The organism is Vibrio sp. VGrn 2, assembly GCF_009361695.1.
GTDB lineage: Bacteria > Pseudomonadota > Gammaproteobacteria > Enterobacterales > Vibrionaceae > Vibrio > Vibrio diabolicus.
The window spans coordinates 380,164-396,311 of the sequence record NZ_RBWD01000002.1 but is presented as its reverse complement, the minus strand read 5'-3'; the positions used below and the strand labels follow the sequence as shown (position 1 = coordinate 396,311).

The following is a 16,148-nucleotide window of genomic DNA, read 5'->3' as shown; positions in this document are numbered from 1 at the left end:
TTTGGTTGTGGCTATTTTTAGTTCGAAATAGATAGCGCCTCCACGTAAGGAGGCGCGTAACAAGCAGGTTTATTAAGCTGCTAGGATGGCTTTTAGATCATCTTGAACATTGCCAATACAGCGCATATCGAACTTCTCTTGGATGATCGCGATTAGGTTTGGCGTTAGGAATGCCGGTGCAGTAGGGCCTGTGTAAATGCCTTTCACGCCCAATGCAAATAGCGTTAGCAAGATAACGATCGCTTTTTGCTCGAACCAAGAAAGTACAAGCGTGAGTGGCAGTTCATTGATGTCACAGTCAAACTCTTTCGCCAGTGCAAGTGCAAGCTGGATTGCAGAGTAAGCATCGTTACATTGGCCCACATCCAATAGGCGAGGGATGCCGTTGATATCGCCAAACGTATTCTGGTTAAAGCGGAACTTACCACACGCCAACGTCAGGATGAGCGTATCTTCTGGCGCTTCAGCCGTAAAATCGGTGTAGTAGCTGCGTTCCGCTTTATCGCCGTCACAACCGCCGACTAGGAAGAAGTGTTTGATGTTGCCTTGCTTAACTTGGTCGATAACCGCAGGGGCGGCGTTCATCAGTGCATTGCGACCAAAACCAACCGTGATGTGGTGTTCGATTTCATCGTGTTGGAAACCGTTTTGCGCTAGAGCACATTCAATCACTTGGCTAAAATCATCGCCTTCGATGTGAGCCACTCCAGGCCAGCCAACAATACTACGGGTGAATAGACGGTCTGCGTATTGACCCACATTTGGATTCAACAAGCAGTTTGACGTCATTACGATTGCGCCAGGGAAGTTTGCGAATTCTTTCTGCTGGTTTTGCCATGCGCTGCCGTAGTTACCGACGAGATGAGGGTATTTCTTCAGCTCAGGGTAGCCGTGTGCAGGCAGCATTTCACCGTTGGTGTAAACGTTAATGCCTTTGCCTTCAGTCTGTTGCAGGATTTTTTCTAGGTCATGCAAATCATGGCCAGAAACAAGAATACACTTGCCTTTTACTGGCTTGACGTTCACCGTAGTTGGTTCTGGATGACCGAAGGTCGTTGTTTCACCTTGGTCGAGCATTTCCATCACTTTATAGTTCATCAGGCCAATGCGCATTGAGCAATCAAGTAGTTCACCGAGATCTTCAGGATCAGTACCTAACCACGCCATGATTTCATGATATTCGGCATAGATATCGTTGTTGGTTTGCTCAAGAACACGTGCGTGCTCCATGTACGCGGCTGCACCTTTAAGTCCGTATAGGCAAAGTAGGCGCAGGCCAATAACATCTTCATGTACTTGGTCTTTACCACGGTTAACCGCAACTTGAGGAGCAAAAGCTAAGATCGCTTCTGCACTGTTTGGTAGCTCAAAGTTAGCAACCGCAGGAATGTCAGCGACTTCGGTATCGGCGAGCGTGGCTGCAGACATCACTTGCTCTTTTAGCAATGCTTTATACGTTGCAGCTTGAGAAGTCAGCTCTAGAACACGTTTAGGGTCGAAGTTTACGTTCGTCAATGTAGAGAAAAATGCTTTTGGTGCCCATTGGTTGATTTCATCGTTAATGATATTGAATTCAAGTGCTTTTGATGCCCAAAAAGAAACCCCTTGCAGTGTGTAAACCAACACGTCTTGTAGGTCTGATACTTCAGAAGTTTTGCCACACATGCCTTGTGCAAAAGAACAACCTTTAACAGCAGGGGTTTGAATTGTCTGTTCACATTGAATACAGAACATATTGGGTTCTCCAGTGATTGTTTTAATAGTCGTGATGTTGACCACTAGAGAGCAGAATGCGTGCCAATTTTTATATCATTGATTTTTAATGATTTTGTGTGTTTTTGATAGGGCGGGTGATGTAATTAAGACAACGCATATGATGTCTTAATTACATCAGCTTCTTGTGGTTGGTTATTTATTGATCCCAAGTTTTTTACCCATTCGATATAAGTTCCCGCGATCCATTTGTAAAAACTCCGCTGCTTTTGCCCAAACGCCACCAGTTTGGCTCAAAGCATGTTCAATTAAATCACGCTGATAGCTTTCTATCAGCTCCCGCATTGGTTGGCTTTCTTTAGGCAGATAATGCGATGTGTTTTTTACATCATCGAGAGCCAATGAGGTGTCGAAATGGTTAAGCATGATCGTGCTTGCGCCTTGTTGAATGGCGTGTAAAGCCGCGCGAGTTAAAGTGTGTTCGAGCTCGCGCACGTTTCCGTACCAAGGTAAAGATTCCAATTGAGTCAACACTTTAGGATGAACGTGAAGATTGGGTGCATTGAATTGTTGGCGTACTTTTTCCAACAAATATCCTGCTAAAACGGGAATATCCCCGTCACGGGCACGCAGTGGGGGGACTTGGATTGGGAACACGTTCAAACGGTGGAAAAGGTCTGCTCGAAACGTGCCAGATTCGACCTCTTTTTCTAATTGTCGATTGGTCGCGGCGATGATGCGCACATTGACCATCAAATGCTGATCGCTACCTACTCGTTGCAGCTCGCCTTGCTGAATAACACGCAGCAATTTTGCCTGTAAAATCAAAGGCAGTTCGCCCACTTCATCAAGGAAGATAGTCCCGCCGTCTGCCAGTTCAAACTTACCGGCGCGATGGCTATTGGCTCCAGTGAATGCGCCTTTGACATGGCCAAACAGTTCACTCTCAGCCAGACCTTCAGGCAGGGCCGCACAGTTTACGTAAATCATCGGCTTATCGCTACGATGAGATTGCGCGTGCACCGAGTGCGCGACCAGTTCTTTACCAGTACCGGTCTCTCCTGTGATAAGTACCGCGTAATCTGATTGAGCAACGGTCGCAATGTTGCTTCGTAAGTGGTTAATCTGCGGACTCAAACCCACCATTTCGCCATGTTGAGAACGGGCTTGCTGGATAAGGGTTTGAGTGACGCTTTTTTGCTTCTGGTTTTGCGCTTTGAGTGCTTTTAATTGAGCAATGTTACGCAATGTCGCAGCGGTCAAAGCCGCAAAGGTTTCGATAGCGACAGGGTCAATGTCATCAAACGCGCCCACCGTTAGAGCATCCATAGTTAGTGCGCCAACAAGTTGGCCTTCTACATACAAGCTAAAGCCCATGCAATCGTGAACATCAATGCACTGGTCTTCGGTTAATAGTGTGCCGTCAAAAGGATCAGGCAGTGAACAATCGGCATCGAAACGCACCGGTTCGCGGCTATGAATAATGGCATCTAAGCGTGGATGCGCTTTGGGGAAATAGCGACGACCTAAGACCGAGCTGGATAAGCCTTTTACCGCGACAGGAGTCAGAAACCCATCCTCATCGAAGATAAACAGGCAACTAGCATCACATGGGAATACTTGCGCGACCCCATCAATGAGGTTTTGATATTGCTGTTCGTGAGAGCGATTAGAGCTGAGGTTTAGCGCGATATTAAGGAGTACGTGGTCAACAGTCGGAGTCATAACAAGCCCAAAGTTATCTGGAATGGGCTCATGCTAGCAACTTGATGTCATTTGAACATCGAAAGGTGTGGGAGATTGATGTTCCATTGACGACGATCAAACTTGATACAAATAGAATCGCGCAAGCCGATAAGTAAGCAATGTACGCTTGCGCGGATTAAGCTCTTTGAAACAAAACAGCAGACCAATGGAACGGAGTCATCGTGTTCAAATTAGCGAGGTACAACCCTTGCGTCATTACCAGACATGTTGATTTGAACCGCTTGGCCTGGCTGAAAAATCATGTTTGGGTTTGCTTCTTGAACGACAGAGATTATTTTTCCATCCTCTAAGCGAATGGTCAGATTCACACCATTTCGTTTCGCGGTTGCTTCAGCGGCTTTACTGCCGGCATAACCACCCAGCAGACCACCACCAATAGCTGCGATATCCGAGCCAGAGCCGCCCCCGACTTTTGAGCCTAATATACCACCCACGGCGGCACCAGCGATTGTACCTATGGCGTTGGATTGGGTAGAGGCATCAATGGTTACTGGTTCAACTTTTTCAATCGTTCCGTAGTAAACCTGCTGAACTTTGCGTGTGTCTGAAGAGCCGTATGCATCTCCGTACGGGTTAGGTGAGGTACAGCCGCTAAGCATAACAATACAAGACATGATGAGCAGCATACCTAGCTTGACGTATTTTTTCATATAGCCTCCGAATGATTTCTCTCCATCCAAAGAGTATATACCCCAATTTAATATATGCTTTAGTGTTATATAAAACAGGTACTTAGCGGCTGTTCTCTCAAGAAAACGTGAACTTCTAAGTGGTTTAATGGCCTTTAAGCGTATGAAACCCAGAGTAAATACGTGTGAATGTGGTAAACCAACATGCTGCACCAAAGATATAAGCAATGACGGCAAAGTGTTGCGGTAACAAACAAAATAGCACCAAACAACCAATGGTTTCAGTACCTTCGGTTAAACCGCTCATGTAGTAGAGAGATTTGTGTTTATACACTGGATTATCGATGCCTTGTTTGCCTGCCATGATGGCAAAAGCCAAAAAGCTGCTTCCCGTCCCGACAAAGGAAAAAATCAAAAATGCCCCTGCAATGGCATTTTGTTCTGGGTTTGCCAACACAAAACCAAAAGGAATCAGGGAATAGAACAGAAAATCCAAGCTGATATCGAGAAAACCACCCGCATCGGTAATGCCTTGAATTCTCGCCAGTGCGCCGTCTAATCCATCACAGATTCTGTTCAGCAAAATAAACAGCAACGCCAACAAGTACTGTTCGGCGATCAAAGCTGGTAGGGCAAAACAGCCAAGCACAAAACCAAATACTGTCGTCTGATTTGCGGTGATGCCACATTTATCGAGGTATGTCGCACTGATGGCCAGCGGTTTGCGGATGAGCTTTATACTCAGGCTATCAAGCATGGTTTGTCTCCCACGGCCAATTTAGGCAGCGGCTGCCATTAGGAATATCATCCTCATCGTGCGTTACCATCAAAGTAGGGATGTTCGCTTGCTGTAATTGTTCGACCACCCAATTGCGAAATTGTACACGCAGGTCTTTATCCAACTTGCTATAGGGTTCATCAAGTAGCGCAACTTTCGGCTTTGCCAGCAGCATACGAGTCAATGAGATACGGGCGCGTTGTCCTCCGGAGATTTGATCTGGGAAGGATTCGGCAAGTTTGGTCAATGCAATGTTCTTCAGTGCTTGCATGGCGTGTGCTTTACGCTCCTCACCTTTGATTGAGTTTGGTAGCGCGAATGCAAGGTTCTCCCACACCGTTAAGTGAGGGAAGAGCAAATCGTCTTGGAACAGAATACCGACCTGACGTTTATGGGCAGGGAGGGCATCCAACTTTTCGTTATCAAGCGTAATGGATCCAGAGTAGTTGAACTCGGCGGAGAGGTGTCCAGCAATGGCATCCAACAAAGTGGATTTACCACAACCGCTTGGCCCCATCAGAGTAACAATTTCACCTTTCTCTACGGTCATGTTGAACGCTGAGAAAAGCGTGTCGCCATTGGTTTTACGGATGGCGAGGTTTTCGAGACAAAGACTCATTCAGTAGTAAACCTTTTATAGACAAGCGGCGATACTTCACGTGTAAGCGGCTTAGTAGTATCGCAAAAGAGAAGAACAAGAATGGCAGCAGAGCTTGCCAAATGGCGTAAATCGCGGTAACACGTCGGTCAAAACCACTGGATAGAGCAACGGCTTCGGTTGTGATGGTGCTAATGCGCCCAGCTCCTAGCACCAATGTCGGTAGGTATTGCGCCAGACTTACGCTAATACCGACCGCCCATGCGAATGCAATCGCAGGTAGGAGGATTGGCAGTTTCACTTTTAACCAAGCTTGCATCGGTGTTTTACCCAAGCTGAGTGCGACGCGAGTTAAGCCGTTATCGAAGCTGCGCCACGGTCCGTCTAGCGAGAGGTAAATAAATGGGAATGCGAAGAATACATGCGCCCAGCATACCCAAAAGAAATACGCGTTACTGTTTAAGTACAGCGTCACTACTTGCATACCGAATAGCACCGATAGCTGAGGAATCAGCATTGGGATGGCGATGATGTAACCTGGCACCTGCCAGCGATAACGAAGGCGATACTCATGTGCGAACAAGGCAAGAGCTAGAGCGACGGTCGCGCTGATAACGGCAATCAGCATGCTCTGCTCCAGCGTGCCAAGAATGCTGTGCCATTCGTATTCCCAAAAACGCAGGCTATAGCGGCTCGGTATTAAATCTGGAAAGCGCCATCGTTGAGCAAAGCTCCATACCACCATGAGTGGAATCATTAGAAGTGCGAGTAGCGCAATCAGTGAAAACAGGGTCTTACCGGGTAAACGAAACCCGTTTCGACCAGAGTACTGCCAGCGTTTGAAGCCTTTGGTAATACACCATTCCATCAAGCGTGCAAATCCAATCAAAAGGTTAGCGATCGCAAACAACACTACCGCGCCTGCGGCAGCTCTTGGTAGAAGTGATAAATCTGGGTCGTTAAACCACTGCCATACCAAAACCGCAAACGTTGGTGGGTTGGTAGGGCCAATAATCAATGCAACATCGACAACCGACAAGCTGTAAGCCAATACCGCCAGCATTGGAAAGCGCAGTTTTGCTATCCATTGTGGGAACACGCACTTCCACCACGCTTGTGCCGAACTGTAGCCCATCGAATGACTGACTTTTTCAATCTTATCGACTTTCAATTGCTGAAGAATAGGAATACTCATCAACAATAAAAACGGCACTTCTTTAATCGCAAGCATGATGACCAAACCGAATGCATGCGGGTCTTTAATCAGCAATGCTAAGTCATTCACCGTTTGCGCATTGGGATCGTAACCAAACAGTTGGTTGAGAACCCTAACGCCCATACCAGTTGGGGCAAACAAGAACGCAAAGCCAATCGCAAACGCTACGTGCGGCATGGCAAGAAGTGGCGAGAGGCTTACTTCAATTTTTCGCCAAAACTTGCTGCCCCACGATGCTTGCAAAATCGCAAATGTGATCAAGCAAGCCAAGTAGCTACTGAAAATGGCAGAGTAGAAAGTAAGCCCGATGGATGTCCAAACACCCTCCCAATCAAAAACAGCGTTAAAGCCATCTAAAGAAAAGTGGTGCAAGCCGATAGGAGGCACATAACCGAGCGCAGAGACCACCACTCCGAGTAGTCCCGGAATGGTAGGCAAAATACAAACTGCGATAATGACTAAATATAGCGCTCTTAACATGGGCTCTTATTAATTTCCGTAGCGTTTCAACCATTCTTTTTCTAAGGCAGATTGCCAGCTTGGATGCGGCTCAGCGATAGATTTGAATTGTTGAGTATGTTTAGCCGAACCTGTTAGGTATTGGCTGCTTAGCACTGAAGGATCGCCCCAGATGTTAAGGTTACCTTTGCGAGATTGTGCTTCAGGGCTCAATAAAAAGTTTATCGCAACTTGCGCACCAGCACTGGCATTTGCGTTCCAAGGAATCGCTAAGAAGTGAATGTTTGAGAGTGCACCTGCGTCCATCGCATACGCTTTGGTGCTTTCTGCAAGATTACCGCTCGACTGCGCAGAGAAAACCGCGTTCGGGTTAAAGGTAATTGCCAGGTCAGTCTGACCATCATCCAGTAGTTGAAGGGTTTCTGCTGTACCGCCTGGAAACTGTTTACCACCGCGCCAAGCGACTTTATGGAACTCATCTAGGTAAGCCCATAGCGGTTGAGTAACTTGTTCAAACGTGTCATCGGTAACTGGTTGTTGCAGAGCAGGGGCGTTGTTAGACAGTTCAATGAGTAATGCTTTAATAAAGCTTGTGCCATGAAACTCTGGTGGGCGAGGGTAAGTTAGGCGATTTGGAAACGCCTTTGCGTAACTCAGCATTTCAGCAAATGATCGAGGAGGGTTATGCAGGGTTTGCTCATCATGGATAAACACTAATTGCCCCACACCCCAAGGTGCTTCCAGACCTTCAGTCGGCTCTGAAAAATCCACATCAATTGGCAATGATTTATCGACGTATTGCCAGCTTGGCAAACCTTCAACAAAAGGACCAAACAGCAACTGGTTATCCTTCATTGATTTGAAGTTCTCGCCATTGATCCAAACCATATCAACACTGCCACCGCTGTTTTTGCCTGCCGCTTTTTCTGCGATAAGTCGAGTGGTGGTCTCAGAAATATCGGTGACTTTAACGTGGTTTAGCGTCACGTTATAACGCGATTTTAGCTCTCTACTCGCCCACTGGATGTAGCGATTAATTTCTTGGCTTCCGCCCCAAGCATGAAAGTAGACGGATTGTCCGTCGGCTTGTTGTTCGATTTTTTGCCATTCACTAGCAACCGATGAGTTGGTAAAAGAAGATGTCGCGAAAGTGGTGGCTAAAATGCCAACGGTACTGAGTAGCTTTTTCATATCTATTCCGTGTTATGTCTTTTTATTCTCGTTTCCGACGTTATTGACGTCTAAACAAGTCGCTCCGCTTTGTTACAAGGATAGTAATCCATCTCTCTCTATTATCAATGCCAATCCCAAACGGAATCACTCATTGATTCAAAGAATTATTCTCAATGTGAAGCAAAACGAAGAAAGGACAATTCTGGTGTCGTTTTAGGTATACAAGAGCGGACCGCTTGTTTGACGATATTCTTTCAAGTAATTGAAAATTATTGTCCTCAAGCAACTTCGATATGTTGATTTGGAAGATTGAACCCGCGTCGTAGACGTGGCGTTGAGGGCGTAAAGAGGGAAAGAGTTTGTCGTTTTAAACAATTTTGCCAACCGAAACGTGCGAAACAGAGATCCTGCCTGCTTTGATATGGATTAGGGGCATAAAAAAAGCAGCCATTTTATGGCTGCTCTTAGAATATGAAATGGGACTTAGTTTACCCAATCACGCAACTGAAACGTTAGTTCGTGATCGTCATTTTTAAGCATTAACCCTTCTTTGGTTAGCGTTATATCACTCCATTCAGTAAGAGTTTCAGACATCGCTTGCTCAATTTTCATTTGGTCATCCATACACATCTTCATGGTCATTCCCATTTTTTCGATGCGTAGTTGATTGTTTTTTAGTTCAGCTTGACCAAAGAAGTTGTTACACCCCGCGTTACCATTTGCAGTCAGATTTTCTCCGATTTCTAAGCGAGGCGCTTGCTGACGTTCTTTTAATTCGATGTTTTTACCATCAATCTGAACCAGCTCCCAATTATGGTGCTGTAAATCTTGAGCCGTAATTTCTTTCACATTGTCACCGTTGCTAGCACATGCAGTCATAAGAACAGGAAGAGAGATTGCTGTAACTAACGTTTTTAGGCTAAGCTTCATTTTATAGACTCCGTTTTTAGAAAACGTGGTAAGTATAGGTAATAAAACACTGTTTTTGTCAGCATAAGGTAATAGTTTCGTATTACTGTGACAGAGTCCAGTTTATATACTCAAACGGCTTCAAGGTGCAAGATGTATAGCACTGTTGGGAGCGTATATTGAAGTCGTTATAATATCATTACAGCACAGCGAGCAAAAAACGGTTAGAGCATGGAGCAACTAGAGTTTTTTACCGTCCCAAACCCTTGCGTTGGTATTTGTAGTGTGGACGAAAAAGGGTATTGCAAAGGATGTATGCGTAAAAGAGAAGAGCGATTTAACTGGCTCACTTATACGCCTGCTCAACAGTTGCATGTAATTAAGCTATGCCGTCAGCGCTATAGAAGAAAGGTATTGGCAGGGAAGGGAAAGGCAGAAGAGTCTCAAGAAGAATTATCACCACAGCAAAATCTCTTTTAAATTTCGAATTATCCCGGCTCGGCAATAATCAATGATGAGCCGGGACTGTATTAGCTCTTACTATGCGGTGCGTGTAAGGCAAGTTCGCTAAATTCGCGCTACTTCATTGACCAACGGTCACTGACCCATCCCCCAGCATGTTCGTCAAAGTGGCTTCCTGAAAATCGATGATTGAATTCAACATCTAATTTACTTGTCGGGCGTTCATCCATCAGCTGATGAATGTATCTCGCCATAGGATCCGTGCAAGCTTCGCGCTCTCTACGGGTAACCACTTCTTTGATCATTTGAAGTCTGTAGCTATTGCTGGCTCGTTTCATTTTTGACCTCCTGAACTCGATGGCAGCAGTTTGAACATATTGACGTCCAGATCGCTGCTCATTGGTGAACGCTTGGCGGCGAATCACCTTCGTTTTAGGTCAAAAAGACAAATTGTTTGAGAGCAGTGTTTGTAACGCCATTCACATCTTTCCTAGAATCATCCACTAAGCTACGAAACTTCATAGCGAAAAGTTAGTTGATGAATCTGTATTTTCGAAAGACCTTATCAAACATAGAAGCCCAGCACATGGGCGTCAACAACACAAATGAATAATTTTTGAACACTTTATGAAGGGCGATAATTTTCAGCACTTTAACGAAAATAAAAAACCGAAGCGTCACGCTTCGGTTTTTAGGGAGGCTCTGACGGAACAACTTCTAAAAGCGCTTCACGTCAGAGTGTAAGGTGTTTTTAGCTATTAGTTGCTGGGCAACCTTTCACAGCTTGACCGTTACTGAAATACTTGATGTTTTCTAAGTTCTTGTTGTAGCTATCCGCAGAGATCTGTGGGTTATTTACGAAGAACTCACGTAAAACGTATGCATCGGTTAGCTGGGTAGATTGAACATCGATGATTGGATAGTTATCGCCACCAGCAGCACTGAAGCTGATTACAGAGAATGTGTACGTTGCGTCTAGATCGAAGCCTTTATTGTTAATGTCGGTAATGGTTACTGAGCCAGCATCACAATTTACATCTAAAGTGATGTTATCTAGTTGAGCGTAAGCACCAGAGCCTGCAGATTTCGTCGCAACCACATCTAGGTATTCTTTAACTTCTTTACCTGTCATAGTTGCTTTAGTCACGAAGTTACCGAACGGCTGGACTGTAAGTACATCACGGTAAGTGATGTCACCATCTTGGATTGAATCACGCACACCGCCAGAGTTCATCACACCAAAGTCAGCACCTACCGTTTTGTAAGTACGGTATGCCTCGCCCAGTAGATGACCTAGGTTAGTTTGTTGAGAGCGAACTACGTTACGATCACCTTCTAACTTACCCGTCGTATTAGAAATCTTCTCATCTAATAACTCTTGACCTTGCTGTTGGTATGGCAGTAGTAACGCTTTTACCGTCGCATCTTGTTGAATGCGTTCACCGATCACTTCATCGTTGTCGTCCAAAAGGTTTACAGGAATCAGTGCGTAGTTCGCTAAGTGAAGCTTGCCGTCGTAATATTCGAAGTCCGCACGACCCACATATTTACCCCACTCATGCGCTTGCATAATCCAAGTGCCTTTTTGTTGGTCCGGCGCGCAATCATCACCAGGTTTGAAATCAGCATACTCATTGGTACCTGGCTCCATACACACTGGGTTTTGTGAGTGACCACCGATGATAGCGTCTAGTTGTCCCTCTTCAAGAGAGCGAGCGAGCTTCACGTCCCCTGGTGCTTCACTACCATTGTTACCATCTTGGTAGTGACCCATGTGCGTCGTTGCAAATACTAGGTCTACTTTTTCGTTTTCTTCGATTTCCTTAAGTACTTTTTTGATTTCAACTTGAGGGTCTTCGAAGTGGATGTTTGATACGTTGTCTGGATTAACTAGCTTCGCTGTGTCCTGGGTGGTTAGACCAATAACAGCGATCTTAAGGCCGTTGATAGTAAATACTTTGTAAGGGTCGAAGTAACGCTCATTGGTATCTTTCTTATAGATATTCGCAGCCAGCATAGGGAAGTCAGCTAGCTCAGCTTGCATGTCGAGAATATCTAGTGAGTTATCAAACTCGTGGTTACCGACAGCCATTGCATCGTAACCAAGTAGGTTCATCCCTACGAAGTCTGGAACCGCATCTTGCATGTCTGATTCTGGTACGCCGGTATTTATATCACCGCCAGACAGCAGAATGGTTTCACCGCCTTTTGCTTCGACTTCTGCGCGAATAGATTCGATTAAAGTGTGACGCGCAGCCATTCCATATTCGCCGTCGCTGTTATGCCAAAAGCGACCGTGGTTATCGTTAGTGTGGAGAACGGTGAACTTAGTACAAGAATCTGCAGTCTCGCAGGTTACTGGAGAATTATCGCTGTCTGAGCCGCATCCTGCTAGCGCAGCGCCCACTGCCATTACCAAAAGAGATTTGGAAAACTTCATAAGGGATCCTTTCTTTGTGATTTTGTTATTGTTACGGCGTGAAATATACGGAATTAATGTGAAACTTTAGTGATCTATCTCTTATTTATACTTCTATCGGAGACATGAATTAATAAGCCTGCAAACTACGTCTCCAATTAAACAGAAATAGTTTTTAGTATATTGAAATTAGAGGGAGGGGGTTATTTTGTGAAGTGGCCAATTGAATGAATGTGGTTTGTGTGAATCAATGCGCATTTTTGCGAAGTATAGCGCTGATTTTGGTGATTATTTTGCCAAGTTCATGTTTTTCTTAGCAGCCATGACACAAATCGTTATAAATTTTCGCTCTGATGATGAGGGAAATGTTTTGTATATAAAATGATCACTGTAAAACCCAAACTCGTTTGATCTTGGCTTACTCTGTTTAATACAACCAGAAATGGTATTTCTCTCTTTACTATAATTGCGACCGTTTAGAAATCTTATGCCTTAGATATCGTTTATTTATTCTTATTCGATACCTTACCGTGTTTATCCCGCTTTCGATACCCGGATGTTAAAACAAATAGATTCAATCTAATGAGCGAAAGTGAAACGTAAATAACGTGGCGTTTTCTCGAATATTACGATGTGCACTATCATTGAATTAATGAAAATGAAATGGAGTAATGTAAAGCGTTGCATCTGTGGCTGCTCGCTTTGAGCTTCGATTCAAAGAGTAAGGTTGAAAGAATTTGTAAGTGGCGAATTTTAAGAAAGGATAGTAATGAGATACACAGTAAGGAACGCCGTCAGAGAGGAAGCAACTCAAATCGCCAAGATACATGTTGATTCGTGGCAGGTAGCATACAAAGGGTTAATGCCACAGAGCTACATCGATCAGTTTACGATTGAGCGCCGAGAAAGGATGTGGACGCGAGTCATGACTGAGCAACTGGCCCAATTGATCGTCGTTGAGAGACAAGGGGAAATCGTCGGCTTTTTAAGTTACGAACTACCTAACCACACCTGTGAAGATAAAACGGCGTGGGTAACATGTTGCTATGTCTCTCCTTTGCATTATGGGCAAGGGGCAGGGAGTGCATTGTTAGATGAACTAGAAACGCGTCTACTATCTACGCCCGTTATGCAGATAAGCCTGACAGCACTGGATACCAATAAACAGGGGCTTAACTTCTACAAGAAGTGTGGTTTTGTACGGACTGGAGAGGAAGAGGCGGAAATCATTGACCGTATGACGCTGACGGATCTCATTTTAGTGAAGTACATTGCCCGTTCGTAAATCAATTGTTATATGCCACATATAGTAAAACCCCGGAGGTGGTAAGACTCCGGGGTTTTGAAATTTTTTAGATGTCTCGGTTGGTAAGTCCGATTATCTTTAATGCAAAAGGTTTGGATTTAATCCGATTAATTCCTTGGTAGGGAATTAGATACGGATGAAGTCCATGTGTTCAACTTTTGGTTTGAACGCGTGACGTTGAACGTCTTGTGGCTTAACTTTAACTTCTTTGCCATCGATAACTAGAACTAGGCCTTCGTAGAATTCAGGCTTGTCCATTTGGTTTACGATGTCATCGTGGTTAAGAACGATAGCTACTGCTGCTTCTTCACCGCCGTATACAACTGCAGGGAATTTGCCAGCGTGACGTAGGCGGCGGCTCGCACCTTTACCTAGTTCAGTACGTACTACTGCTTCGAATTTCATAGTATTTACTCTCAAATTAGTAAAAATCAAATGTTCACAATCAACAATGCGACCTTGTTGTTCGTGGTAAAGCTTGAAACAGGAACTGTTCAAGCGAGCGCGGATACTATCATTCCACTTATAAATGGGCAACCCAAATCGTATCCAAATCAACAAAAAAGTATGATTTGGCTAGGTGTAAGGCTATCCCTTTTAACGCTTTGCTTGGATTTTGTTCACATCGGCTCCATTTTCATCGGTTTACTAATCATGGCCCAAAGAACAAAGTTTATGCGTTATATGCTTTATGTTCGGCTGAGATGTAAGACTAAAGATGCTTTTAAGCCACCTAAAGCGCTCGCTTCCAGTGTTAATTGACCTCGGTAACTGTGTGCCATTTCACTGACTATATTTAGACCAAGACCTGACCCAGGGGTTGCTTCATCCAATCTAACGCCTCTCTTGACTACTTGACTCAGTTTCTCTTTAGGGATACCTGGTCCGTCATCTTCAATGATGATGTGTATATTGTCTTTATCCTGAGAGGAGTGCACACGAATCATGTTGTTGGCCCACTTATAGGCATTTTCAAGCAAGTTACCCAGCATTTCGTCGAGATCGGTCTGCTCTACCGCTACATTCAGCTCTGAATCAAGTTCATTAACTAAGGAGATATCTCGGCTCGCATACACTTTATCAAACGCCATTGAGATAGCATCCACACGCTCTGCTGGGTTCGATTTCACTGATAAAATATTCATAGACCCCGCCATGCGGGCACGGCCCAGATGGTAATCGATATGATCTTGTATTTGATTGATCGGAGTACGCAGACGGGATTGCGTATCAGGTTCTAACGTCTGTACTTCATTTTTTAGGACAGAAAGTGGGGTTTTTAGCGCATGTGAGAGATTGCCTGCATGATTCCTAGCTCGTTCTAACAACTCCTGGTAATGGAAAAGCAGAGCGTTGAGGTCGAAGATAAGAGGAGAAATCTCTTTCGGATAGGTTTCTTCTAGACTCTTTTTGTTACCAGACTTCAGCTCGGCCAACTCTTTTTGTAACTTCGTAAGCGGACTCAATGACCATGCAATTTGCAGCAAAATGACGGCAAGAACCCCTGCGAATAATAAGCCTAAAATAAGCCAGAGTTGCCCGATTAGCGTTTGCAGGGTGCTTTTGATAGGCTCTTCGTCAATACCAATAATGATATGGATAGGCCCATCGTAATCTGGTAAGTACAGAGCTTTTTCTATGGTAATCAGCTTTTCGCCTCTCGCGCCGTAAGCATCGTTATCCAGACCTTTGTATTCGATTTTTTTGTCCCACAAAGAACGAGAACGCTCGAGACTCGTCTCAGTAGAGGCACTCCAATATAAACCACTGTAAGGCCGGTTAAATCGAGGGTCTGAGAGCAGAGCAGCGAGTGAGAGGTGCCCAGTCTCATCGACTTCTAACTGAGCGGCGATTTCATCCATAAAAATACTCAGCTGTGAGCGAGTGTCGTCAACCATATAGTTGTACACTTGGGTCGGTATCGTCACACCAGCTGCGAGGATCATTGCCGTCAACCAAACGATCGCCGCTAAAACGAGGCGACTTTTGATACTCAGTCGTTTTATTGCGTTCAACGGTAGCCTGTTCTTATTCGGCATTTAATTGGTATCCCAACCCTCGGACAGTTTTGATGATCTTTGGCGCGATTTTTTTGCGAATTCGGCCGATAAAAACTTCGATTGTGTTGGAGTCACGATCAAAGTCTTGTTTGTAAATGTGCTCGACGAGTTCGGTGCGAGAAATTACTTTTTCTGGGTTATGCATAAAGTAAGCGACCACTTTATACTCCAGTGCCGTTAAGCTTACTGCTTGCCCTTGCCACATTACTTTAGAAGTGCGCGTATCCAAGCTCAAGTCGCCAATTTGCATCACAGGAGAGGCGTTACCTGATGCTCTTCGTAGTTGTGCGCGAATACGAGCGATAAGCTCAACCATTTCAAACGGCTTAGTTAGGTAATCGTCTGCACCTGCGTTTAGACCTTCAACTCTCTGCGTTAGGGTATCGCGAGCACTCAGGATAACGACAGGGGTATTGATGTTTTCATCACGAATGCCTTTTAGCACGGTGAGGCCATCCAATTTCGGCAGTCCTAGATCAAGAACAATAGCGTCCCATTCTTCCGATGTCGCGCGATACAGAGCGTCTATGCCATCTTGAGATAATTCTGGTACCCAGCCGGTACTTTCTAATGTTTCGATGATTTGCTCGCCTAAACGAGGGTCATCTTCAACGACAAGTATTTTCATATTGGTGATTCTTATTATGTTTGGAGTGTTA

Annotated in this window: 15 protein-coding genes; 2 read left to right on the top strand and 13 right to left on the bottom strand. The window is 44.9% G+C overall.

What is annotated here, in order from left to right; genetic code table 11:
- Positions 1 to 72: 72 nt before the first annotated feature.
- The 8 genes from hcp to D8S93_RS05625 all read right to left on the bottom strand — a co-directional run bounded on the left by hcp (position 73) and on the right by D8S93_RS05625 (position 9,263).
- The gene (gene hcp, locus D8S93_RS05665; RefSeq protein WP_152812389.1) at positions 73 to 1,734 is read right to left on the bottom strand and encodes a hydroxylamine reductase; all 1,662 of its coding nucleotides are present in this window, start codon (positions 1,732 to 1,734) and stop codon (positions 73 to 75) included.
- 174 nt (positions 1,735 to 1,908) lie between these two features.
- Positions 1,909 to 3,438, bottom strand: coding sequence for a nitric oxide reductase transcriptional regulator NorR (gene norR, locus D8S93_RS05660; protein ID WP_152812386.1), 1,530 nt, complete (start codon positions 3,436 to 3,438; stop codon positions 1,909 to 1,911).
- Positions 3,439 to 3,650: 212 nt separating this feature from the next.
- Positions 3,651 to 4,130, bottom strand: coding sequence for a glycine zipper 2TM domain-containing protein (locus D8S93_RS05650; RefSeq protein ID WP_012841939.1), 480 nt, complete (start codon positions 4,128 to 4,130; stop codon positions 3,651 to 3,653).
- A 124-nt stretch (positions 4,131 to 4,254) separates the two neighbouring features.
- Complete coding sequence (locus D8S93_RS05645; RefSeq protein WP_053807232.1) at positions 4,255 to 4,866, bottom strand: CDP-alcohol phosphatidyltransferase family protein; 612 nt, start codon at positions 4,864 to 4,866, stop codon at positions 4,255 to 4,257.
- Positions 4,859 to 5,506: an ATP-binding cassette domain-containing protein gene (locus tag D8S93_RS05640; RefSeq protein WP_152812384.1), complete on the bottom strand. Its 648-nt coding sequence runs from the start codon at positions 5,504 to 5,506 to the stop codon at positions 4,859 to 4,861. The genes D8S93_RS05645 and D8S93_RS05640 overlap by 8 nt, the downstream gene beginning before the upstream one ends.
- Positions 5,472 to 7,181, bottom strand: a complete 1,710-nt coding sequence (locus tag D8S93_RS05635) for an ABC transporter permease (RefSeq protein WP_152812381.1) — start codon at positions 7,179 to 7,181, stop codon at positions 5,472 to 5,474. Before D8S93_RS05635 ends, D8S93_RS05640 begins: the two co-directional genes overlap by 35 nt.
- Positions 7,182 to 7,190: 9 nt before the next feature.
- Positions 7,191 to 8,351 carry an ABC transporter substrate-binding protein gene (locus D8S93_RS05630; RefSeq protein WP_074191134.1) on the bottom strand — a complete coding sequence of 387 codons (1,161 nt, stop codon included), beginning with the start codon at positions 8,349 to 8,351 and terminating at the stop codon, positions 7,191 to 7,193.
- Positions 8,352 to 8,816: 465 nt separating this feature from the next.
- Positions 8,817 to 9,263, bottom strand: coding sequence for an META domain-containing protein (locus D8S93_RS05625; protein WP_005393252.1), 447 nt, complete (start codon positions 9,261 to 9,263; stop codon positions 8,817 to 8,819).
- 210 nt (positions 9,264 to 9,473) lie between these two features.
- Between D8S93_RS05625 and D8S93_RS05620 the strand changes: the two genes are divergently transcribed.
- The gene (locus tag D8S93_RS05620; protein WP_048626242.1) at positions 9,474 to 9,722 is read left to right on the top strand and encodes a DUF1289 domain-containing protein; all 249 of its coding nucleotides are present in this window, start codon (positions 9,474 to 9,476) and stop codon (positions 9,720 to 9,722) included.
- A gap of 98 nt (positions 9,723 to 9,820) precedes the next feature.
- On the opposite strand, the gene D8S93_RS05615 is transcribed toward D8S93_RS05620, so the two are convergent.
- Positions 9,821 to 10,042: a hypothetical protein gene (locus tag D8S93_RS05615; RefSeq protein WP_005393249.1), complete on the bottom strand. Its 222-nt coding sequence runs from the start codon at positions 10,040 to 10,042 to the stop codon at positions 9,821 to 9,823.
- Positions 10,043 to 10,455: 413 nt separating this feature from the next.
- The gene (gene ushA / locus D8S93_RS05605) at positions 10,456 to 12,144 is read right to left on the bottom strand and encodes a bifunctional UDP-sugar hydrolase/5'-nucleotidase UshA (protein WP_041852973.1); all 1,689 of its coding nucleotides are present in this window, start codon (positions 12,142 to 12,144) and stop codon (positions 10,456 to 10,458) included.
- 748 nt (positions 12,145 to 12,892) lie between these two features.
- On the opposite strand from ushA, the gene D8S93_RS05600 reads away from it, so the two are divergent.
- The gene (locus D8S93_RS05600; RefSeq protein ID WP_152812377.1) at positions 12,893 to 13,408 is read left to right on the top strand and encodes a GNAT family N-acetyltransferase; all 516 of its coding nucleotides are present in this window, start codon (positions 12,893 to 12,895) and stop codon (positions 13,406 to 13,408) included.
- Between the two features lie 147 nt (positions 13,409 to 13,555).
- On the opposite strand, the gene rplY is transcribed toward D8S93_RS05600, so the two are convergent.
- The 3 genes from rplY to D8S93_RS05580 all read right to left on the bottom strand — a co-directional run bounded on the left by rplY (position 13,556) and on the right by D8S93_RS05580 (position 16,117).
- Positions 13,556 to 13,834 carry a 50S ribosomal protein L25 gene (gene rplY, locus D8S93_RS05595; protein ID WP_005393245.1) on the bottom strand — a complete coding sequence of 93 codons (279 nt, stop codon included), beginning with the start codon at positions 13,832 to 13,834 and terminating at the stop codon, positions 13,556 to 13,558.
- Positions 13,835 to 14,118: 284 nt separating this feature from the next.
- Positions 14,119 to 15,468: an ATP-binding protein gene (locus D8S93_RS05585; RefSeq protein WP_152812374.1), complete on the bottom strand. Its 1,350-nt coding sequence runs from the start codon at positions 15,466 to 15,468 to the stop codon at positions 14,119 to 14,121.
- On the bottom strand, positions 15,458 to 16,117 hold the full coding sequence (locus D8S93_RS05580) for a response regulator transcription factor (RefSeq protein WP_005378073.1): 660 nt from the start codon (positions 16,115 to 16,117) through the stop codon (positions 15,458 to 15,460). The genes D8S93_RS05585 and D8S93_RS05580 overlap by 11 nt, the downstream gene beginning before the upstream one ends.
- Between the last annotated feature and the right edge of the window lie 31 nt (positions 16,118 to 16,148).

What these genes read in the sequence shown, in the direction of transcription:
- D8S93_RS05645 (WP_053807232.1), bottom strand. Translation starts at nt 4,866, where the DNA reads ATGCTTGATAGCCTGAGTATAAAGCTCATCCGCAAACCGCTGGCCATC.
- ushA (WP_041852973.1), bottom strand. Translation starts at nt 12,144, where the DNA reads ATGAAGTTTTCCAAATCTCTTTTGGTAATGGCAGTGGGCGCTGCGCTA.
- D8S93_RS05615 (WP_005393249.1), bottom strand. Translation starts at nt 10,042, where the DNA reads ATGAAACGAGCCAGCAATAGCTACAGACTTCAAATGATCAAAGAAGTG.
- D8S93_RS05585 (WP_152812374.1), bottom strand. Translation starts at nt 15,468, where the DNA reads ATGCCGAATAAGAACAGGCTACCGTTGAACGCAATAAAACGACTGAGT.
- D8S93_RS05625 (WP_005393252.1), bottom strand. Translation starts at nt 9,263, where the DNA reads ATGAAGCTTAGCCTAAAAACGTTAGTTACAGCAATCTCTCTTCCTGTT.
- D8S93_RS05640 (WP_152812384.1), bottom strand. Translation starts at nt 5,506, where the DNA reads ATGAGTCTTTGTCTCGAAAACCTCGCCATCCGTAAAACCAATGGCGAC.
- D8S93_RS05620 (WP_048626242.1), top strand. Translation starts at nt 9,474, where the DNA reads ATGGAGCAACTAGAGTTTTTTACCGTCCCAAACCCTTGCGTTGGTATT.
- hcp (WP_152812389.1), bottom strand. Translation starts at nt 1,734, where the DNA reads ATGTTCTGTATTCAATGTGAACAGACAATTCAAACCCCTGCTGTTAAA.
- rplY (WP_005393245.1), bottom strand. Translation starts at nt 13,834, where the DNA reads ATGAAATTCGAAGCAGTAGTACGTACTGAACTAGGTAAAGGTGCGAGC.
- D8S93_RS05600 (WP_152812377.1), top strand. Translation starts at nt 12,893, where the DNA reads ATGAGATACACAGTAAGGAACGCCGTCAGAGAGGAAGCAACTCAAATC.
- D8S93_RS05580 (WP_005378073.1), bottom strand. Translation starts at nt 16,117, where the DNA reads ATGAAAATACTTGTCGTTGAAGATGACCCTCGTTTAGGCGAGCAAATC.
- D8S93_RS05650 (WP_012841939.1), bottom strand. Translation starts at nt 4,130, where the DNA reads ATGAAAAAATACGTCAAGCTAGGTATGCTGCTCATCATGTCTTGTATT.
- D8S93_RS05630 (WP_074191134.1), bottom strand. Translation starts at nt 8,351, where the DNA reads ATGAAAAAGCTACTCAGTACCGTTGGCATTTTAGCCACCACTTTCGCG.
- norR (WP_152812386.1), bottom strand. Translation starts at nt 3,438, where the DNA reads ATGACTCCGACTGTTGACCACGTACTCCTTAATATCGCGCTAAACCTC.
- D8S93_RS05635 (WP_152812381.1), bottom strand. Translation starts at nt 7,181, where the DNA reads ATGTTAAGAGCGCTATATTTAGTCATTATCGCAGTTTGTATTTTGCCT.